The organism is Pseudomonas sp. FG43 (assembly GCF_057809175.1).
This window is the reverse complement of sequence record NZ_JBMDJL010000012.1, coordinates 143,918-164,126: the sequence shown is the minus strand read 5'-3', so window position 1 is coordinate 164,126 and position 20,209 is coordinate 143,918. Positions and strand designations below refer to the sequence as shown.

General features: G+C 58.0%; 19 protein-coding genes. 11 read left to right on the top strand and 8 right to left on the bottom strand.

Annotated features, from left to right (window positions below):
• Positions 1 to 61 precede the first annotated feature (61 nt).
• Positions 62 to 1,168, bottom strand: a complete 1,107-nt coding sequence (locus ACODS3_RS16045; protein ID WP_489035228.1) for an enoyl-CoA hydratase/isomerase family protein — start codon at positions 1,166 to 1,168, stop codon at positions 62 to 64.
• A gap of 163 nt (positions 1,169 to 1,331) precedes the next feature.
• On the opposite strand from ACODS3_RS16045, the gene ung reads away from it, so the two are divergent.
• A complete protein-coding gene (ung, locus tag ACODS3_RS16040) occupies positions 1,332 to 2,015 on the top strand; it encodes a uracil-DNA glycosylase (RefSeq protein ID WP_489035199.1) in 684 nt (227 codons plus the stop codon).
• A gap of 53 nt (positions 2,016 to 2,068) precedes the next feature.
• Here the strand turns inward: ung and ACODS3_RS16035 are convergent, their stop codons facing one another.
• The 4 genes from ACODS3_RS16035 to ACODS3_RS16020 all read right to left on the bottom strand — a co-directional run bounded on the left by ACODS3_RS16035 (position 2,069) and on the right by ACODS3_RS16020 (position 6,104).
• The gene (locus ACODS3_RS16035; RefSeq protein WP_489035197.1) at positions 2,069 to 3,094 is read right to left on the bottom strand and encodes an AbrB family transcriptional regulator; all 1,026 of its coding nucleotides are present in this window, start codon (positions 3,092 to 3,094) and stop codon (positions 2,069 to 2,071) included.
• Positions 3,087 to 4,601: a tripartite tricarboxylate transporter permease gene (locus tag ACODS3_RS16030; protein ID WP_489035195.1), complete on the bottom strand. Its 1,515-nt coding sequence runs from the start codon at positions 4,599 to 4,601 to the stop codon at positions 3,087 to 3,089. Before ACODS3_RS16030 ends, ACODS3_RS16035 begins: the two co-directional genes overlap by 8 nt.
• A gap of 1 nt (position 4,602) precedes the next feature.
• On the bottom strand, positions 4,603 to 5,061 hold the full coding sequence (locus ACODS3_RS16025) for a tripartite tricarboxylate transporter TctB family protein (RefSeq protein WP_201000188.1): 459 nt from the start codon (positions 5,059 to 5,061) through the stop codon (positions 4,603 to 4,605).
• Between the two features lie 62 nt (positions 5,062 to 5,123).
• Positions 5,124 to 6,104 carry a Bug family tripartite tricarboxylate transporter substrate binding protein gene (locus ACODS3_RS16020; protein WP_489035193.1) on the bottom strand — a complete coding sequence of 327 codons (981 nt, stop codon included), beginning with the start codon at positions 6,102 to 6,104 and terminating at the stop codon, positions 5,124 to 5,126.
• A gap of 426 nt (positions 6,105 to 6,530) precedes the next feature.
• Between ACODS3_RS16020 and ACODS3_RS16015 the strand changes: the two genes are divergently transcribed.
• Positions 6,531 to 7,202, top strand: a complete 672-nt coding sequence (locus ACODS3_RS16015; protein WP_201000187.1) for a response regulator — start codon at positions 6,531 to 6,533, stop codon at positions 7,200 to 7,202.
• A complete protein-coding gene (locus ACODS3_RS16010; protein WP_201017412.1) occupies positions 7,195 to 8,580 on the top strand; it encodes a sensor histidine kinase in 1,386 nt (461 codons plus the stop codon). The genes ACODS3_RS16015 and ACODS3_RS16010 overlap by 8 nt, the downstream gene beginning before the upstream one ends.
• Here the strand turns inward: ACODS3_RS16010 and ACODS3_RS16005 are convergent.
• Together ACODS3_RS16005 and ygfZ are read right to left on the bottom strand one after the other, a co-directional pair.
• Positions 8,574 to 9,395 (bottom strand): HDOD domain-containing protein, encoded by an 822-nt coding sequence (locus tag ACODS3_RS16005; RefSeq protein WP_201017411.1) that lies wholly within the window; start codon positions 9,393 to 9,395, stop codon positions 8,574 to 8,576. The two genes, ACODS3_RS16010 and ACODS3_RS16005, sit on opposite strands and share 7 nt — an antisense overlap.
• A 112-nt stretch (positions 9,396 to 9,507) precedes the next feature.
• The gene (ygfZ, locus tag ACODS3_RS16000) at positions 9,508 to 10,449 is read right to left on the bottom strand and encodes a CAF17-like 4Fe-4S cluster assembly/insertion protein YgfZ (protein WP_201017410.1); all 942 of its coding nucleotides are present in this window, start codon (positions 10,447 to 10,449) and stop codon (positions 9,508 to 9,510) included.
• Between the two features lie 141 nt (positions 10,450 to 10,590).
• Between ygfZ and ACODS3_RS15995 the strand changes: the two genes are divergently transcribed.
• Positions 10,591 to 10,845 (top strand): FAD assembly factor SdhE, encoded by a 255-nt coding sequence (locus tag ACODS3_RS15995; protein WP_201000183.1) that lies wholly within the window; start codon positions 10,591 to 10,593, stop codon positions 10,843 to 10,845.
• Positions 10,829 to 11,293 (top strand): protein YgfX, encoded by a 465-nt coding sequence (locus ACODS3_RS15990; RefSeq protein ID WP_489035189.1) that lies wholly within the window; start codon positions 10,829 to 10,831, stop codon positions 11,291 to 11,293. The genes ACODS3_RS15995 and ACODS3_RS15990 overlap by 17 nt, the downstream gene beginning before the upstream one ends.
• Here the strand turns inward: ACODS3_RS15990 and nadB are convergent.
• Positions 11,262 to 12,878, bottom strand: coding sequence for an L-aspartate oxidase (gene nadB, locus ACODS3_RS15985; RefSeq protein ID WP_201000181.1), 1,617 nt, complete (start codon positions 12,876 to 12,878; stop codon positions 11,262 to 11,264). The genes ACODS3_RS15990 and nadB overlap by 32 nt on opposite strands.
• 585 nt (positions 12,879 to 13,463) lie before the next feature.
• On the opposite strand from nadB, the gene rpoE reads away from it, so the two are divergent.
• From rpoE to lepB, 6 genes are all read left to right on the top strand, one after another.
• Positions 13,464 to 14,045 carry an RNA polymerase sigma factor RpoE/AlgU gene (gene rpoE, locus ACODS3_RS15980; protein WP_002554912.1) on the top strand — a complete coding sequence of 194 codons (582 nt, stop codon included), beginning with the start codon at positions 13,464 to 13,466 and terminating at the stop codon, positions 14,043 to 14,045.
• A 32-nt stretch (positions 14,046 to 14,077) separates the two neighbouring features.
• Complete coding sequence (locus tag ACODS3_RS15975) at positions 14,078 to 14,671, top strand: RseA family anti-sigma factor (RefSeq protein ID WP_201000180.1); 594 nt, start codon at positions 14,078 to 14,080, stop codon at positions 14,669 to 14,671.
• 8 nt (positions 14,672 to 14,679) lie between these two features.
• Positions 14,680 to 15,639 carry a MucB/RseB C-terminal domain-containing protein gene (locus ACODS3_RS15970; RefSeq protein WP_201000179.1) on the top strand — a complete coding sequence of 320 codons (960 nt, stop codon included), beginning with the start codon at positions 14,680 to 14,682 and terminating at the stop codon, positions 15,637 to 15,639.
• A 355-nt stretch (positions 15,640 to 15,994) separates the two neighbouring features.
• Positions 15,995 to 17,377 (top strand): DegQ family serine endoprotease, encoded by a 1,383-nt coding sequence (locus ACODS3_RS15965; protein WP_236250157.1) that lies wholly within the window; start codon positions 15,995 to 15,997, stop codon positions 17,375 to 17,377.
• A gap of 171 nt (positions 17,378 to 17,548) precedes the next feature.
• Positions 17,549 to 19,345, top strand: a complete 1,797-nt coding sequence (lepA, locus tag ACODS3_RS15960; RefSeq protein ID WP_201000177.1) for a translation elongation factor 4 — start codon at positions 17,549 to 17,551, stop codon at positions 19,343 to 19,345.
• Between the two features lie 9 nt (positions 19,346 to 19,354).
• Positions 19,355 to 20,209, top strand: a complete 855-nt coding sequence (gene lepB / locus ACODS3_RS15955) for a signal peptidase I (RefSeq protein ID WP_201017405.1) — start codon at positions 19,355 to 19,357, stop codon at positions 20,207 to 20,209.

The window sequence follows — 20,209 nt, the reverse complement described above, 5'->3', positions numbered from 1 at the left end:
GGCAGGTGCCAATGTCCCCCTCCTCTTGTGGGAGGGGGCTTGCCCGCGACGAGGCCAGTATTTACGACAAATCCGCCAGCGGATGCCTGCCTTCCCAGGCTTTGGCAAAGTGAGCATCTATCACCGCTCTCGGTATCCTCGCCACATCCTGCCAGTGCCAATGGGGCGTGTGATCCTTGTCGATCAGGCGCGCACGCACACCCTCATTGAATTCCGGATGACTGCAACAGTTGAGGCTCATGGCGTATTCCATCTGGAACACCTGGGCCAGTGACAGATACTTGCCTCGACGGATCTGTTCCCAGATCAGATGAGCGGTCAACGGGCAGCCTTCCAGCAGGTTTTTCGCGCAACGTGCCAGCAGCGCGTCATCCTGATATTGCAGATGACTGATGGCATTCCAGGCACCGGATAGATTTCCGACATCCAGCAACTCATCGATCTGTTGCCGACGCGGCAGCCACTGGGCGGCAGGCAAGTGGCTGATGGCTTCCTGTTGCAGGGCCTTGAGCAGGCTGTTGAGCTGTATTTCAGTCTGTTCCTGCCAGTTCAGTTGCAGCAGGCTTTCTATCAGCACGTTCTGCTGCTCGTCGAGGAGGAAACGGTCAGCCAGGTCCAGGTCCAGCGCGTCACGGCCATTGATGTGCGCGCCGGTCAGCCCCAGAAACAGGCCCAGCTTTCCGGGCAGGCGAGACAGAAACCAGCTGGCGCCCACATCCGGATATAAACCGATACCAATCTCGGGCATTGCCAGGCGGCTGCTCGGAGTAACGATACGAATACTGGCGCCTTGCAATAACCCCATGCCGCCACCCAACACATAGCCGTGTCCCCAGCAGATCAAGGGTTTCGGGTAGGTATGCAGGCTGTAGTCCAAACGGTATTCAGCGGCGAAGAAGCTGGCGGCAAGAGGTGGCACGGTGCCGGGAGATTCACGACAGGCTTCGGCCAGCGAGCGGACTTCTCCGCCGGCACAAAATGCTTTCGGCCCGTTGCCGCGCAGCAGCACGCACACGATTTGCGGATCGTCCGCCCATGCGCCGAGCTGATTCTGAAGGGCCAGGATCATCGGCAGCGACAGGGCATTGAGCGATTTCTCGGCATCCAGACTGGCGATACCTATCCGGGCGCCATCTTGTGCATGAAGCTCTTCGAATTGCAGATTCATCATGACCCTCTCGTTGGCACTGCAGAACGTTGAGTCATTCAGTGTAGGCAGTTACAAATGACTATCTGCAATCAAGTGTAGGAAACTGCTGGTTTGCTGCTGCGCATTTGACATTGGCAGCCAGCTTTCCTAGTGTCGCGCAGTGTTTTTACCGGGTATGACCATGACAAGCGATGACCGCATCAAACTTGAGCCCAGCTGGAAGCAGGCGCTGCGCGATGAGTTCGACAAACCTTATATGGCGCAACTGCGTGAGTTCCTGCGCCAGGAGCATGCCGAAGGCAAGGAAATCTATCCGCCGGGGCCGCTGATCTTCAATGCGCTCAACTCGACGCCGCTGGATCAGGTGAAAGTCGTGATCCTCGGCCAGGACCCGTATCACGGCCCCGGTCAGGCCCATGGCTTGTGCTTTTCGGTACAACCCGGCGTGCCTGCGCCGCCTTCGCTGGTGAATATCTTCAAGGAGTTGAAGCGCGACTTGAACATCGATATCCCCAACCACGGCTGCCTGCAAGCCTGGGCCGATCAGGGTGTTCTGATGCTCAATACCACCCTGACCGTGCAGCGGGCCAATGCGGCTTCTCATGCCGGCAAGGGCTGGCAGCATTTCACCGACAAGGTCATCGAAGTCGTCAGCGCCCATCAGCCGAATCTGGTCTTCCTGCTGTGGGGTTCCCATGCGCAGAGCAAGCAGAAACTGGTCGACGCCACCAAGCATCTGGTGCTGACGTCGGTTCACCCGTCGCCGCTCTCGGCTTATAAAGGCTTTCTGGGTAACGGACATTTTGGTCGCGCCAACAAGTATCTGGAGCAGAATGGGCTGGCGCCGATTGATTGGAGGCTTTAGACGCCAAGCTTCAAGCCGCAAGCTTTAAGCTTCAAGTCAAAAGCTTGCAGCTCCTATCTCCTATTCCACCGCCTGTAAAACGGCTCTGCCAGAAACATCACAAACAGCAGCCGCATGACCTGCATCGCGGTCACTAGCGGAACTGATAGCTGAAGCACTTCGGCTGTCAGGCTCATTTCTGCGATGCCGCCGGGCATCATGCCCAGGGTCAGGGAGCGCAGATCCAGGTGGGTGAGGGCGCTCAGGCCCAGTGCGGCGAGGGCTGCGATCAGCATGGTCAGGGCCGTCCCCACCAGCGTGCGCCCGAGAAAGGACGGGGCCCGCCTGAAGAACTCACGATTGAAGTGACAGCCCAGGCCGCTGCCGATCAGCAGTTGGCCAAGCTGGCTGCCGCCGTTGGGCAGTCCGATTTTCAAGTCCCAGGCGACACTGACCACTGAACTGAGCAGCAGAGGCCCGAATAGCCAGGGATTGGGTTGTTTGAGGCGTTGCCAGAGAAAAGCCAGTACCGCGCCCGCGGGCAGCAGAAACAGCAACCATCGCCAGTCCACCGTTGTGGCATGCAGAGCTGGAGTGCCGCCACCCAGCAGGTATTTGAAGATCGCCGGTACACACAGCACCACCGCCAGCACCCGCAGGCTTTGAGCGGCCGCAACACTGCTGAGGATCGCACCATTGCGTGCGCCGAGATTGACCATCTCCCCCGAGCCGCCCGGCATGCTTGAGAAAAATGCCGTAGGACGATCCTCCCCGGTGCGCAGCATCAGCCAGACGCTGACCACGCTGGAAAGACTGGTCACCAGCGCCCCGAGCACAATCAGGCCGAAATGATCCAGCACTTGCTCGATGACTACCGGGGTGAAGTGCAGGCCAATCCCGATGCCGATGATCAGTTGCCCGACTTTGCGTCCACCGGGGATTTGCGTCAGTTGCCAGGGTGTCAGACAGCGGACCAGGATGATCGCCAGCAACGAGCCGATCATCCATGGCAAAGGCCAGCCGACCTGGCTGGCGAGGTATCCGCCAAGCAGGCCGACCAGCGGAGTGCCCCACCAGCTACGAAAGGACCGGTCAGACATCGGCCAGCGCGCGAGACTGCCGGGAGCGCTTGCGCCAGATCCGGTATAGCGGGAACAGCAGCATGAAAATCGTCAAGATCCAGACACCAATGCTGATCGGGCTGGCCCACAGGATTTCCAGAGCGCCATTGGAAATTGACAGGGCGCGACGCAGGTTCTGCTCCATCAAACCACCCAGAATGAACCCGAGCAGAATCGGCGACAGCGGGAAATCCAGTTTGCGCAGGATATAGCCGAAGATACCGATGCCGACCATCAGGAACAGGTCGAAGGTCGTGGCATGCACGGCATAGACGCCAATCCCGGTAATGATCGCGATCACAGGTACCAGTGCCCAGTTCGGCACGGCAAGGATGCGGGTGAAGATGCGGATCATCGGGATATTGAGGATCACCAGCATGATGTTGGCTATGAACAATGAAGCGATCAGGCCCCAGACGATGTCCGGTTGTTGCTGGAACAGCATCGGGCCGGGCGTGATGTTGTACAGCGACAGCGCGCCGATCATCACTGCTGTTGTGCCGGAACCCGGAACACCCAGGGTCAGCATGGGCACCAGCGCGCCACAAGCGGTTGCGCCGATGGCGGTTTCAGGCGCCGCGAGGCCACGCATGTCGCCCTGGCCGAACTTGCCGCTCGGGCCTGCAATGCGTTTTTCAGTCATGTAAGCCACGGCGCTGGCCAGCGTTGCTCCGGCACCCGGCAATACGCCCAGACCGAAACCGAGCAGGCCGCAACGGATGTTCACCAGGAACACCGCTGATGCTTCCTTGAAGTTGAACAGCATGCGCCCTGTGGCTTTCACGGCTTCCTGGCCACGATGGGTTTTCTCCAGCAGCAACAGAATCTCGCTGATGGAAAACAGGCCTAACACCAGCACCACGAACTGAATACCGTCAGCCAGGTGAATATTGTCACCGGTAAAACGGTATACGCCGCTGTTTGCATCGATACCGACGGCTGACAGGAACAGACCGATCAATGCAGCGATAAAGGTCTTGAGCGGTCGATCACCCGCCATGCCGCCCAGGCAGACAATGGCGAAGACCATCAGCACGAAGTATTCCGCCGGGCCGAAGGCTATCGCCCATTTGGCCAGTAGCGGTGCAAACAACACCATGCCGCAGGTGGCGATGAACGCCCCGATGAATGAACTCCATGCCGACAGTGACAGCGCGACCCCCGCCAGCCCTTTACGGGCCATCGGATAACCATCCAGCGTGGTCATCACAGTCGAAGCTTCGCCGGGAATGTTCAGCAGGATCGAGCTGATACGCCCGCCGTATTCACAGCCCAGATAAACCGCAGCCAGGAGAATCAGTGCCGATTCAGGCGGCAGGCCCAGTGCGAATGCGATGGGAATCAACAGCGCGACGCCGTTGATCGGGCCAAGGCCCGGCAGCAGGCCGACGACGGTGCCAATCAAGGTGCCGGAAAGTGCCGTGACCAGATTGTAAGGGGTAAGGGCAACACCAAATCCCTGGCCCAGATAGCTGAAAGTATCCATATCAATTCTCCAGAACGCTGAGCAGGCCCAAAGGCAAGGGAACGTCCATGGCTTTATCGAACAACAGGTAAAGGCCGACGCTCATCAGGATCACTACCGCGATGCTCGGAACCCAGCGCCCGCCATACAGGCGTGCCATGGGGATGCCGATCAGGATGCTGCTGAGGATGAAACCCAGGGGCTCGAACAGGCCGGCGAAAACCAGCAACAGCGCGATGCAGATGCCGATCTTGATCAGGGTTTCACGATCCAGAGGCGGTTCATCTTCTGAGTGAACGATGGGTGTCGGGCGGATCAGCATGTACAGCAGAGCCAGCCCCATCAGCCCCAGCATCAGCAGAGGAAAGGCTCTCGGGCCTACAGGTTCATAGGAAAAGGGTGCCTGGTAAGGCCAGGCCATCAGTGTCAGACCTGCGCATACCAGTAGCAGTACGGCAGCAAAAATGCGTTGCAAGACCATGGAAAACTCCTGCGTCGCGCCTGCCGGGCAGGCGCAACGGATCGTCAGTCAATTGAGTTCAATCACTGAATCAGGCCGAACTCCTTGGCCAGCATCTTGTAGTCCGCGACTTGTTTCTTGACGTAGGTGTCCAGCTCCGCACCGGTCATGGCGAAGGGGAACAGCTCGCGCTGGTCGCGCAATTTGGCGAAGTCTTCCGACGCCAGGATCTTGTCGAACGAAGTTTTCCACCAATCGTAGGCTTCGTCGCTGACTTTTGGGCCGACATAGAAACCACGGACCACAGGCCAGACGATGTCGTACCCCTGTTCCTTGGCGGTTGGAATGTCATTCATTTCCGGCTCGTCGATGCGCTTCTCGGCGAATACCGCCAGCAGACGCATGTCACCGCTCAGGATGTGTGGCATGGAGTCGGAGATATCGGTACTGCCCACCTGAATGTGGCCGCCGAGCAGGGCGGTTGCGATTTCACCGCCGCCTTCGAGGGCGACATAGCGCAGGGCGCGCGGGTTGATGCCAGCGGCTTTTGCGATCAGTGCGGTCTGCATCCAGTCCTGGCTGCCGACGGTGCCGCCGGAGCCGATCACCACTTTGCTTGGGTCGGTCTTCAGAGCCTGGACCAGGTCGTCGAGGTTCTTGTAAGGCGAATCGCTCTTGACTGCGATGGCGCCGTAGCTGGTGCCCACTGCGGCTAGCCAGCGCACGGCATTTTCATCGAAACGGCCGAACTTGCCTTGTGCCAGGTTGAGCAAAGAACCGCTGGACCACGCCACCAGTGTCCCGGCATCGGCTGGTCGTTGCGCAACCACTGCGTTGTAGGCCACTGCGCCGACACCACCAGGCATGTACGTCACGCGCATTGGGGTGGTCAGGATCTTTTCGTTGATCAGTGCGCTCTGGATCAGCTTGCAGGTCAGGTCGAAACCGCCTCCGGGCGAGGCCGGTGCAATGCATTCCGGACGCTTGGGCTCCGCGGCGAACAATTGTGTAGCAACCAGCATGCAGCCGGCCGCCAGGCTCAAATGACGCAAGGATCGAATCATGGTCAGTCTCCTGAAACGTTTTTTGTTTTTGGATAGAAGAAGCTGTTCAGTACGATTTCTGTCGCACGCACGGTTTATCGTCGACGCAAATGAGCGCATCGCAAGCGGGAAATGGATTTGCTGAGCAAGAACGGAACGGTCGAGGGCTCGACGCAATAGACGAGGTGCAAAGCCAGGGATGGCTTGGACATGGTTGACTCCATTTATTGTTTTTATTTTACAGACGCATCCAGGCGCCTTTATTTACGTGCCCATTTCTGCGGCCGTATCGCGATGCTAAATGGCGAACCTTTCACAAACCTTTCAACTATCTTTGAGAGGTGTATTCAATAGCCTCTAGTTGTTTCAATGCTTCACAGGTTGTGGCACGCCTGTACACTCCGCCTTCGTGCCTTCATTACAACATTCATGATTCAGGAGACGGCGATGCGTGTTCTTCTCGTCGAAGACCATCTGCAATTGGCTGAAAGTATCGCCCAGGCGCTCAAGAACGCAGGTTTGAACGTTGATGTGTTGCACGATGGCGTTGCGGCCGATCTGGCCTTGAGCAGTGAGCAATATGCGGTGGCGATCCTTGATGTAGGGCTGCCGCGCCTGGATGGTTTTGAAGTGCTGGGGCGTTTGCGGGCGCGGGGCAAGAACCTGCCGGTGCTGATGCTGACAGCGCGTAGCGATGTCAAGGATCGGGTCCACGGGCTCAATCTGGGGGCCGACGATTATCTGGCCAAGCCGTTCGAGCTTTCTGAGCTGGAGGCGCGGGTCAAGGCGCTGCTGCGTCGCAGTGTGCTGGGCGGTGAGCGGCAGCAGCGTTGTGGTGTGCTGGCCTATGACCTGGATACGAGACGTTTCACTCTGGGCAGTGACTTGCTGAACCTGACCTCCCGTGAGCAAGCCGTGCTTGAGGCGCTGATTGCCCGGCCGGGTCGGGTCATGAGCAAGGAACAACTGGCAGCGCAGGTTTTCGGCCTTGATGAAGAAGCCAGCCCGGATGCCATCGAAATCTACGTCCATCGCCTGCGCAAGAAGCTCGATGGTCATCCCATTGCCATCGTGACTTTCCGTGGCCTGGGTTATCTGCTGGAAAACCGCGATGCATAACGACAGCCTGCGCTGGCGACTGTTATGGAACCTGGCATTACTGCTGATTGTGTTGATGCTGGCCAGCGGCATGAGCGCCTACTGGAATGGACGCGAAGTGGCCGACACGGCCTATGACCGTACTCTGCTGGCTTCGGCGCGGACCATCGCTGCCGGGTTGACCCAGCGCGACGGCACGCTGAGCGCCGATGTGCCTTATGTGGCGCTGGATACCTTTGCCTATGACAGCGAAGGGCGTATCTATTACCTGGTCAACGACATCAACAAGACGTTGATTTCCGGCTATGAAAACCTGCCTTCCCCGCCTTCAGGAACCTTGCGTACCGACGATTACCCGGCACTCGCCAAGTTCTACAACGGCGTTTACCTGGGCCAGGATGTGCGGGTGGTCAGCCTGCTCAAACCGGTCAGCGAACCCGGCATGAACGGTATGGCGGAAATTCGTGTGGCTGAAACCCAGGAGGCGAGGGTGCGTATGGCCCGCAGCCTGATGGCGGACACTTTGCTGCGTCTGGGGATGCTGGGCGGCGGCGCCTTGTTGCTGGTCTGGATCACGGTCAGCTCCACATTGCGTCCGCTGGAGCGACTGCGTACTGCCGTGGAGGAGCGACAGCCCGATGACTTGCGCGCTCTGCCTATGGTTGAGGTGCAGCGTGAACTGCGCCCGCTGGTGAATGCGCTCAACCACTTCACTGAGCGCCTGCGTTTGCAGTTTGAGCGTCAGGCGCAGTTCATTGCCGATGCCGCCCATGAATTGCGCACGCCACTGGCTGCGCTCAAGGCGCGGGTCGAGCTTGGTTTGCGTGATTCCGATCCTCAGCAGTGGCGTTCAACCCTTGAGGCCGCAGCCCAAGGGACGGATCGGTTGACGTCTCTGGCCAACCAGTTGTTGTCACTGGCGCGCATCGAGAACGGAGCCCGCGCGATTGCCGAAGGTGGCGTGCAGAAGCTGGATCTGAGCCAGTTGGCCCGTGAACTGGGCATGGCCATGGCGCCACTGGCTCATTCCCGTGGCGTTGCGCTGGCGCTTGAGGCTGATGAGCCGGTCTGGCTGCGTGGCGAGCCGACGTTGCTCAACGAGTTGCTGAGCAACCTGATCGACAATGCTCTGGCGCATACCCCGGTGGGCGGCAACGTTGTGTTGCGGGTTTATGGACCCTGCATTCTGGAAGTCGAGGACGATGGTTCGGGTATTCCAGAGGAAGACCGCGAGCGGGTCTTCGAGCGTTTCTACCGCCGCAATCAACAGGGTAGCGGTTCCGGGTTGGGGCTGGCGATCGTCGGTGAGATCTGCCGCGCCCACCTGGCGCAGATATCTCTGCATGACGGGGCGCAGCGTGGTTTGAAAGTGCGAGTCAGTTTTGCTGCCTTTCAGTAAAGCATACCCATCGCTTCGTCCATTTCAGCACTCAGCAGCCCACCGGCCACATTCAGCCGTAATTGATGAAAGGCTGGCAGGTCGACAATGTCGATCTGGCTGAAGGGGTGAGTGGTGTTCTTGTGGATGTGGATGGTCGCGACTTGTACCAGATCGATGTAATCGGCACTTCTGGACACCCGTGTGAAATCCTGGAACTGCGCCGGCACTGCCGCCAGCGGCTCCGGGAAATCCCATGATCGCAGCAGGCGTTCGCCGATGATCGGGTGAATGTTGTCGATCACATGGTTGAGGCTGATCGGGTCGGACAGCAGATCGAAGTGGTCTTCGGCGTACGTCAGGATCGGCAGGATGCCGATGAGGTGGATCAGCCCGGCGAGCGTGGCCTGATCCGGCTTCAGGTTGGTGTGCCGGTGACACAGGGTATAGCTGATCCCGGCCACTTGCAGGCTCTGCTTCCAGATTTCCCGCATCTTGTGTTCGATGACTTCCGACTTGGCGTGAAACATCTGCTCGACAACAAGGCCGATGGCCAGGTTGCAGGTGTAATTGACGCCCAGGCGGCGGATGGCGGTGTTTACGTCGCTGACTTCAAAGTTGGCGCGCAGCAACGGGCTGTTGGCAACCTTGATCAGTCGTGCGGACAGTGCGGTGTCACTGCCGATGACTTTGCTCAGTTCGGCAATGCTTATTTCGGTGTTTTCGGCAGCCAGGCGAATTTTCAGGGCTACCTCTGGCAGGGTAGGCAGAAACAAGGCATCTCTATCGATTGCCTTGATCAGGTTTCTCTGCACCTCGTCAGCCATCTTGCTCATGTTGCATCTCGCAGCCGTTGGGGGTGTTCAGGCCGCCTGGACGCCGGGTAAGCGTCAGGAGGCCAGATAGCTTTTGTGACAGTTGTAACGTGCGGGTGTTCGCCGTAACGGCTTAACGCTGGGTTTCGAGCTTGCTGTCCAGGGTGTAGGGCAGTTCGCTCAATTGCAGGGTTGGTCCGTCTGGCGAGCCGAGATGAAGGTTGCCGCTTTCCGCGGCATCGGCTTGCAATACCGCCAGCAACTCGATGCCTTGCTCGGCGTTGGCTGCGATAACGACATTGCCCACGGCGCTGTTGTGTACGGGAGAGAACAGCGACGTACCGGGTTCGGGAAGTTCGCTGGCCTCCAGCGTAAGGCGATAAAGCCTGCGCTTGAGTTTGCCAAGATACTGCATGCGGGCCACGATTTCCTGGCCGGTGTAGCAACCTTTCTTGAAGCTGACGCCGCCGACCGCCTGCAGATTGATCATCTGCGGGATGAATTCTTCGCGAGTGCTACCTACTACCTGGCCGATGCCGGCGCGGATCTGGCCCAGAAGCCAGTCATTGAGCGGGCCTTCGGGCAGTTGGGCAGCTAGTCGTGATTTCACATCCTCTGCCTGTTCGGCACGAACCCAGAGTTCGGCGCGGGCAGGAGAAGTGCGGATGGCAATCAGATTGTTGGCGCGCACCAGTGCGTCGGTGTCCTGAGGCAGGTCGAGCCCGAGGCTGACCAGGGCGCCGTCACCATCCTGAAGGCCGAATCGCACCCACGCTGCGCTCTCGTCGGTCAGCTTGGACTTGGAGAAGACTGCGTATTTTTTCAGGTCCAGCAATTGCGGCTCGATCAGCTCGCTGGCCATTGCCAGCAGGCAGCCATCGCCTTCGAGCACGATGCGGAAGCTCGACTGCATACGGCCTTTTTGAGTGCAGCGGGCACCCAGGCTGGATTTGCTGTCGTTCAGGTAGTTGAGGTTGCAGGTCAACTGACCCTGCAGGAATTTGCTGGCATCCACGCCGCGAACGGCAAGAATGCCCTCATGGGATAGCGTGCTGAAGAAAGCTGAGTGGGCCATGGTCATCGCAAGAGGAAAAGTCTGGGGCACATCATAGTGCCGAGTCGTGAATATGGGTATATGAAAACTGCTGCGACCATTGGGCAATTCGCTCAAACGTCTCGCACCTGTATACTCGCGACCTACTTTGAGGAGCGCTCCATGGTCGAAGACGTCGAACTCAACCGCCTTTATTGGCACAGCCGCCGCGGCATGCTTGAACTGGACGTGCTGCTGGTGCCGTTTGTCCGGGAAGTCTACCCGGATTTGAATGAAGAAGATCGTGAGCTTTATCGTCGCCTGCTCACTTGTGAGGATCAGGACATGTTCGGCTGGTTCATGCAGCGTGCCGAATCCGAAGATCCCGAGTTACAGCGCATGGTTCGCATGATTCTGGACCGTGTCCAGCCCAAGTGATCGTTTCGAGTGCCACTGGCAGGCCTCGCGCCTGCTATTGGTCGGGTATCTGAGTATCCAGCTACTGGCGCTCTTTGCCCTGTATTGGCTCGATATCCCAGGCTGGGCTTCTGTGCTCGGCGTCCTGTTTTGTCTGGCCCATGGTTTTTGGGTCGTTCCCGGGTCGATCCTGCTTGCTCGCCGCTCGGCAGTCACCGCCTTGCGGCGTGATCGCAAGGGCTGGCAGTTGTGGAGTGAGCAGGGCGGCTGGCAGCCCGTGCAGCTCTGTCGTGACAGCCTGGCCCTGCCATGGGTCGTCATCTTGCGCTTTCGTCCCGTAAAAGAGGGGCGAGCCGGGCGCTACATTAAAAGTATCTGCATTCCCCGCGATGCGCTGACGCCGGATACTCACCGACGCCTGCGCGTACGTCTGAAATTCAGCCCGCATAGGTGGGCGGTACCAGAATAGTGTCCAGTGCCTCGGGCAGCATGTTCGGATAATCCAGCGTGTAATGAAGGCCGCGGCTTTCTTTGCGCTCCATTGCCGAGCGGATCATCAGTTCGGCCACTTGTGCCAGATTGCGCAACTCGATCAGGTCGCGGCTGACTTTATAGTTGCTGTAGAACTCATCGATTTCATCAAGCAGCAGGCGTACCCGGTGCTGGGCGCGCTGCAAGCGCTTGTTGGTGCGCACGATCCCGACGTAGTCCCACATGAAACGCCGCAGTTCGTCCCAGTTGTGCGCAATGATTACGTCTTCATCGGAGTCGGTCACCTGGCTGGCATCCCAGGCGGGCAGGTTGTCCGGCATCTGAATCTCGGCCAGTTGCGCCTCGATGTCCGCGGCCGCAGAGCGTGCGTAGACAAAGCACTCAAGCAGTGAGTTGCTGGCCATGCGATTGGCACCGTGCAACCCGGTAAAGCTGGTTTCGCCGATGGCGTACAGGCCGGGCACATCGGTGCGGCCCTTGCTGTCGACCATCACGCCGCCGCAGGTGTAATGCGCGGCTGGCACCACCGGGATTGGCTGTCTGGTGATGTCGATGGAGAATTCCAGGCAGCGCTCGTAGACGGTCGGGAAGTGAGTCTTGATGAAGGATTCAGGCTTGTGGCTGATGTCCAGATAGACGCAATCGACACCCAGACGCTTCATTTCGTGGTCGATGGCGCGGGCGACTATGTCGCGGGGAGCCAGTTCGGCACGTTCATCGAAGCGCGGCATGAAGCGCTCGCCGTTGGGCAGCTTGAGATAGGCTCCCTCGCCACGCAGCGCTTCAGTAATCAGGAAGCTCTTGGCTTGTGGGTGATAGAGGCAGGTTGGGTGAAACTGGTTGAATTCCAGATTCGCGACCCGGCAACCGGAGCGCCAGGCCATGGCGATGCCGTCACCACAGGCACCGTCGGGGTTGCTGGTATAGAGGTAAACCTTCGCCGCACCGCCCGAGGCCAGGATGGTAAAGCGGGCACCATAGGTGTCGACTTCCCCCGTCTTGCGGTTGAGCACATAAGCGCCGAGGCAGCGCTGGCCTGTCAGGCCCAGGCGTCGTTCAGTGATCAGGTCGATGGCGGCGCGCTGATCCAGCAGTTCGATATTCGGACGTTTGCTGGCCTGCTCGAACAGCGTCTTGAAAATGGCGGCTCCGGTAGCGTCGGCCGCATGGATGATCCGGCGATGGCTGTGGCCGCCTTCGCGGGTCAGGTGGAATTCGAAACTGCTTTCTTCGGTGTCCGAATGATCGCCGCGAGTGAACGGAACGCCCTGATCGATCAGCCACTGGATCGACTCACGGCTGTGTTCTACCGTGAAACGTACCGCTTCTTCATTGCAGAGACCGCCACCGGCATTGAGTGTGTCTTCGACATGAGACTCTACGGTGTCGGTGTCATCGAGTACGGCAGCAACGCCGCCCTGGGCCCAGAATGTCGAACCGTTGGACAGGTCGCCCTTGCTCAGGACCGCGATGCGCAAATGTCCGGGAAGGGTCAGCGCCAGACTCAATCCCGCCGCACCGCTGCCAATCACCAGTACATCGTGCTGAAAATGTTGACTCATGTATGAATTCTGCCTTTGGCGGCCATCAGGTTCTGTGGTTTCAACACGGCTTTTTACACGGCCGGGCAGGCTGAATTTTGCGCAGCAATACAGTTCGTGCTGAAACGGCATCAGGCCCTAGTATAAGTAAGGGGGTATCGGCACAATAGCCTCGCTTTCATGGCATTGTGAGACCAGTGCGGGGCTGGATTGTGCGCCAGTCCCTGACGTCATGCATACCGTTTTCCGTCGAGCCGGTAGCCGGTGGTCAATCACCGGATTGATTTGGTCGCAAAGGTAGCAGTATGTGTCTTGCACCTGTGTTTTGATCCAGGGAACTTTTTAATGAGGCCCAGGCTCAATAGCGGGTTGCCTGTAAAGGACAGCGACGGCTTGCGCGAGGTCGACCCATCATCGACAGCGCAGCCGCCGACAAGACTATTCACGCAGCCGACTTGTTCGAGCTGCGTTTTTCGTGCGGGTCAAATGAGTACCCGCAGGAAACTTGCTTGGAAGGGGAGAACTTTTGCGAAAAGCCCGAGTCTATGTTTGCAAGCCTGAACGATGGCTGATGCAACACCCCTCCAGGCTCAACGAGGAGTGTTCATGCTAACCCAGGAAGAGGATCAGCAGCTTGTCGAGCGCGTTCAGCGCGGTGACACGCGAGCATTTGATCTGTTGGTGCTGAAGTATCAGCACAAGATTCTAGGGTTGATCGTGCGATTTGTGCACGACACCCATGAGGCTCAGGATGTTGCACAGGAAGCCTTTATCAAGGCCTACCGTGCGCTTGGAAACTTTCGCGGTGACAGCGCCTTCTATACATGGCTGTACCGCATCGCCATCAACACGGCGAAAAACTATTTGGTGTCGCGCGGTCGGCGACCGCCAGATAGCGATGTAAGGTCTGAAGATGCGGAGTTCTACGATGGCGATCATGGCCTCAAGGACATCGAATCGCCGGAACGTGCATTGTTGAGGGATGAGATCGAGGGCACAGTCCATCGGACCATCCAGCTTCTCCCGGAAGATTTGCGCACTGCACTAACTTTGCGTGAATTCGATGGTCTGAGTTACGAAGACATTGCGAGCGTCATGCAATGTCCTGTTGGTACCGTGCGCTCCCGGATCTTCCGCGCTCGGGAAGCCATCGATAAAGCCCTGCAGCCGTTGTTGCAGGAATCCTGAGACAGCGGCGATAGCCAAGAGAGGAAACCGCCATGAGTCGTGAAGCCCTGCAGGAATCGCTGTCCGCAGTGATGGATAACGAAGCGGATGAGTTGGAATTACGTCGGGTACTGAATGCCATTGACGACGCCGAGACACGTGCAACGTGGTCGCGTTATCAGGTTGCACGTGCTGCCATGCATAAAGAGTTGTTGATGCCTCATCTGGATATTTCGGCTGCCGTGTCTGCCGCAATCGCCGATGAAGTCAGCCCGCTCAAGGCCGCTCGCGGTCCGTGGCGCACTCTTGGCCGTCTGGCCGTTGCCGCTTCGGTGACTGTTGCCGTTCTGGCTGGTGTTCGTCTCTACAATCAGGACGAGATTGCAGGTGCCCAGTTGGCCCAGCAGGTTCAACAGCCTGCCAATCTGTCTGTACCGCAAGTAAAAGGCCCGGCAGTACTGGCCGGTTACACTGAAAGCACCGAGCAAGCCACAGGCCCGATGGCCAATGGTGTCTTGCAGGGGCAAGCCGGTGAAGGCGATCAGCGTCTGCCAGGTTATCTGCGTCAACACGCTCAGGAAGCAGCGTTGAAGGGTACTGAAAGCGCGCTGCCATACGCACGTGCTGCCAGCCTGGAAAACCGTTAAGGAGGATCATGCGAGCCGTCCCTCTATTACCGCTTTTGCTTGGTGGATGGCTTGTCCTTCCCGCGCATGCAGATGATGCGCAAGACATGTTCAAGCGTCTTGCGCAGGCCAATCAGCAGCAGAGCTATCAAGGTACTTTCGTTTACGAACGTAATGGCAGCTTCTCCACTCACCGTATCTGGCACAGCGTTGCCGACGGTAAGGTTCGCGAGCGGCTGCTCCAGCTTGATGGTTCTGCTCAGGAGGTCTCTCGCGTTGACGGCTTGACCCAATGTGTCAGTGGCACACTGGTGTCGGGCGTTGCCAACCCTTCCGATTCGACAGCACGTGTATTCGATACCAAAAAGCTCTCGGCCTGGTACGACATGACCATTGTCGGCAAGTCCAGGGTTGCGGGTCGGGCGGCTACCATTGTGGCGATGACGCCCAAGGATCAGCACCGATACGGCATCGAACTGCATGTGGATAACGAGACCGGTCTGCCTCTGAAATCGCTCCTGTTGAGCGAAAAAGGTCAGTTGCTGGAGCGCTTCCAGTTCACCGAACTCGATACCGTCGCTCCTTCTGCCGAGTCGCTGCAACCAAGTTCCGACTGCAAGCCGGTGAGTGTCGCCAAGGCCAAGGCCGAACCTGCGAGCGCGCCTGTTGCGTGGCGTTCCGAGTGGCTGCCGCCTGGCTTTGAGCTCAGCAGCAGTTCATCGCGCAAGGATCCGGCGTCGAAGGCGTTGGTCACCAGCCTGATGTATGGCGATGGTCTTGCACGTTTTTCGGTATTCATTGAGTCGGTGAGTGACGGCACCAGTACGGATATTCGTACCCAGTTGGGGCCTACCGTTGCCGTGTCCCGCAGGCTTACCACGCCCAAGGGCGTCGTCATGGTGACTGTGGTTGGCGAGATCCCTATGGGGACTGCCGAGCATGTAGCCTTGTCGATGCGCAGTGCCGATGTGCAGGCCAGCAACAAGTAGTTCTGGATAAGTAGCTCTGGAAACGAGGTCAGTGCCCGGGATGTGTAAAAGGTTTCATCTTGGGCCCGATAAGCCGCCAGACCGCAGTTAACCTGGCCTTTGGCAGAGATACTGAAATGTTTGGTGAGGTTTGCAAGTTGCAAAAAATCTCGTTTTTTTCTATAGGTCACAGCCTTGCAGCTCTGGCCTTTGTCGTTTGTGGGGCCAAAAAGCTGACCCAAGGATAGCGCCGCATCCGAATGCGGCGCATGGGGTCTTTGAGTCAGTCGCTCTGTACTGCTTAACTTTGCTCGTTGTTAACGGGAGCCGTATGTCGATACCACGCTTGAAATCTTATGTTTCACTGATTGCCGCCATGATGATGCTCGGCCAGGTCGCTGTGGCTCAGGCCGAGGATTTGCCGGATTTCACTGTGCTGGTTGAGCAGGCATCGCCTGCGGTAGTGAATATCAGTACCCGCCAGAAAATGCCTGATCGTGCAATGGCCGCTCAGGTTCCTGATATGGAAGGCCTGCCACCCATGCTTCGCGAGTTTCTCGAGCGCAGCATGCCGCCTGGATCTCGTGCCCCCGGAAAGGGCGATCGTCAGCGCGAAGCGCAGTCGCTGGGGTCGGGGTTCATTATTTCCGGTGACGGCTACGTCCTTACCAATAACCACGTGATTGATGGCGCCGATGAGATCATTGTGCGTCTCTCCGATCGCAGTGAGTTGAAGGCCAAGCTGGTCGGTACCGATCCGCGTACCGACGTTGCCGTTCTGAAGATCGATGGCAAGAACCTGCCTACCGCCAAGCTGGGTAATTCCAACAAGCTGAAAGTAGGCGAGTGGGTACTGGCTATCGGTTCGCCGTTCGGTTTTGACCATTCGGTTACCAAGGGCATCGTCAGCGCCAAAGGCCGCAGCCTGCCGAACGATACTTATGTACCGTTCATCCAGACCGACGTAGCGATCAACCCGGGTAACTCGGGTGGTCCGCTGTTCAACATGGCTGGTGAAGTGGTTGGTATCAACTCGCAGATCTTTACCCGCTCCGGCGGTTTCATGGGGCTGTCGTTCGCGATTCCGATCGACGTGGCCATGGATGTCGCCAATCAGCTCAAGACCAATGGCAAGGTCAACCGCGGTTGGCTGGGCGTTGTGATTCAGGAGGTCAACAAGGACCTGGCCGAGTCTTTCGGTCTGGACAAGCCTGCTGGCGCCCTGGTTGCCCAGGTGCTTGAAGATGGCCCGGCTGCCAAGGGTGGCTTGCAGGTCGGTGATGTAATCCTCAGCGCCAACGGCCAGCCGATTGTCATGTCCGCCGACCTTCCTCACCTGATCGGCAATCTCAAGGACGGCAGCAAGGCCGAGCTTGAAGTGATCCGTGATGGCAAACGTCAGAATCTGACGGTCACCGTCGGAGCGCTGCCGGACGAAGGTCAGGAAATGGGCTCTTCGGGTTCTGCTGCCGAGCGCAGCAGCAACCGCCTTGGGGTTTCGGTGATAGAGCTGACCGCCGAGCAGAAGAAAAGCTTCGACCTCAAGGGTGGAGTGGTCATCAAGGAGGTTCAGGGTGGTCCTGCTGCCTTGATCGGTCTGCAGGCGGGTGACGTGATCACTCACCTGAACAATCAGGCCATCGTTTCGGCGAAGCAATTTACCGAGGTCGCCAAGAGTCTTCCCAAGGATCGTTCCGTCTCCATGCGCGTTCTGCGTCAGGGGCGAGCAAGTTTCATTACCTTCAAATTGGCTGAGTAATCGGCAGATTTGACGAAAAAGGGCGGTAGAAACCGCCCTTTTTTGTGGTTGCCTGCCGGGTGGATATTGATCTGTATGCCTCCAGACGTGACGCCTCTTGCTTCCTTCAGGTACAATTCCCGGCTATTTTTCGGCGGGTAATCTGCCTGCAACCTTTTTGAGTGTTGATCCGTGAGTGATTTGAGTCATATCCGCAATTTCTCCATCATCGCCCACATTGACCATGGCAAGTCGACGCTGGCCGACCGCTTCATTCAAATGTGCGGTGGCTTGTCCGAGCGCGAAATGGAAGCGCAGGTCCTCGACTCCATGGATCTTGAGCGCGAGCGCGGGATCACCATCAAGGCCCACAGCGTTACCCTGTACTACAAGGCCAAAGACGGTAAGACCTACCAACTGAACTTCATCGACACTCCGGGCCACGTGGACTTCACCTATGAAGTCAGCCGTTCCCTGGCTGCCTGTGAAGGCGCGTTGCTGGTTGTCGATGCCGGTCAGGGTGTCGAGGCGCAGTCGGTTGCCAACTGCTACACCGCTATCGAGCAGGGCCTTGAGGTCATGCCGGTCCTGAACAAGATGGACTTGCCGCAGGCCGATCCAGACCGCGTCAAGGAAGAGATCGAGAAGATCATCGGCATCGATGCTACCGATGCGGTGGCATGCAGCGCCAAGAGCGGCATGGGTGTCGACGAGGTGCTGGAGCGTCTTGTCGCTACCATTCCTGCGCCTGAGGGCAACATCGAAGATCCGCTGCAGGCGTTGATCATCGACTCGTGGTTCGACAACTACCTGGGCGTTGTCTCCCTGGTGCGCGTGCGTCATGGCCGCGTCAAGAAGGGTGACAAGATCCTCGTCAAGTCCACCGGCAAGGTGCATCTGGTCGACAGCGTCGGCGTGTTCAACCCCAAGCACACTGCAACCGTTGACCTGAAAGCCGGTGAAGTAGGTTTCATCATTGCGGGCATCAAGGACATTCATGGTGCGCCGGTCGGTGACACCCTGACCCTGAGTTCCACACCCGATGTAGACGTGCTGCCGGGCTTCAAACGCATCCAGCCGCAGGTTTACGCTGGCCTGTTTCCGGTCAGTTCGGACGATTTCGAGGATTTCCGTGAAGCGCTGCAAAAGCTGACGCTCAACGACTCTTCGCTGCAGTACCTGCCGGAAAGCTCCGATGCACTGGGCTTCGGCTTCCGTTGCGGCTTCCTGGGCATGCTCCACATGGAGATCATCCAGGAGCGTCTGGAGCGCGAATACGATCTGGACCTGATTACCACTGCACCAACGGTAATCTTTGAGCTGTTGCTCAAGAGCGGCGAAACGATTTACGTCGACAACCCGTCGAAGCTTCCTGACCTGTCCTCTATCGAGGATATGCGCGAGCCAATCGTGCGGGCCAATATTCTTGTGCCTCAGGAGCACCTGGGCAACGTCATTACGCTGTGCATCGAGAAGCGTGGCGTGCAGCACGACATGTTGTTCCTGGGGACCCAGGTTCAGGTGAGCTATGACTTGCCTATGAACGAAGTGGTTCTGGACTTCTTCGATCGTCTCAAGTCTGTCAGCCGTGGTTATGCTTCTCTGGATTATCATTTCGATCGTTACCAGTCAGCCAATCTGGTCAAGCTCGATGTGTTGATCAACGGCGAGAAGGTCGACGCACTGGCGTTGATCGTGCACCGTGACAACGCGCACTACAAAGGGCGTGCGTTGACCGAGAAAATGAAAGAGCTGATTCCGCGGCAGATGTTCGATGTGGCAATCCAGGCCGCCATTGGCGGGCAGATTGTGGCGCGTACAACCGTCAAGGCACTTAGAAAGAACGTACTGGCCAAATGTTATGGCGGCGACGTAAGCCGTAAGCGCAAGCTGCTTGAGAAGCAAAAGGCCGGTAAGAAACGCATGAAGCAGGTCGGCAACGTGGAGATTCCACAGGAAGCTTTCCTTGCAGTGCTCAGGTTGGAATAGTCAGGTCCTATGTCACTAAATTTCCCGCTGTTGTTGGTCATCGCAGTCTTTGTCTGTGGCGTGCTCGCACTGATCGATCTGGTTTTCCTGGCGCCTCGTCGCCGGGCGGCCATTTCGACCTACCAGAGCAGTGTCAGTCAGCCGGACATCGCGGTTGTTGAGCAATTGAACAAAGAGCCTTTGCTGGTCGAATACGGCAAATCGTTCTTTCCGGTGCTGTTTATCGTTCTGGTGCTCCGTTCGTTTCTGGTCGAACCCTTCCAGATTCCTTCGGGCTCCATGAAACCGACACTGGAGGTGGGTGATTTCATCCTGGTCAACAAGTTCTCCTATGGCATCCGCCTGCCGGTGCTGGATCAGAAAGTGATCCAGATCGGCGATCCGAAGCGTGGCGATGTCATGGTGTTTCGCTACCCGAGCGACCCTAGCGTCAACTACATCAAGCGTGTAGTCGGGTTGCCGGGCGACCACATCCGTTACACCAGTGACAAGCGTCTGTTCGTCAATGGTGAGCTGGTTGCCAAGAAGCTGATCGGCAGTGAGCCAGGTACTCTGGGCAGCGCTGAGCTGTACGAAGAGCTGCTTGGCGATGTCGAGCACCAGATCCGCCAGGAGATGAGCCGCTATCGCGCACCGCCTGACAGCGAGTGGACCGTGCCGGCCGAGCATTACTTCATGATGGGTGACAACCGCGACAACTCCAATGACAGCCGTTACTGGGACGATCCGAATATTCCCAAGAATGAACTGGGCATGGTCCCGGACAAGAACATCGTCGGCAAGGCCTTTGCTGTCTGGATGAGCTGGCCGGAGCCCAAACTCAGTCATTTCCCTAACTTTTCACGTGTAGGGTTGATCAAGTAA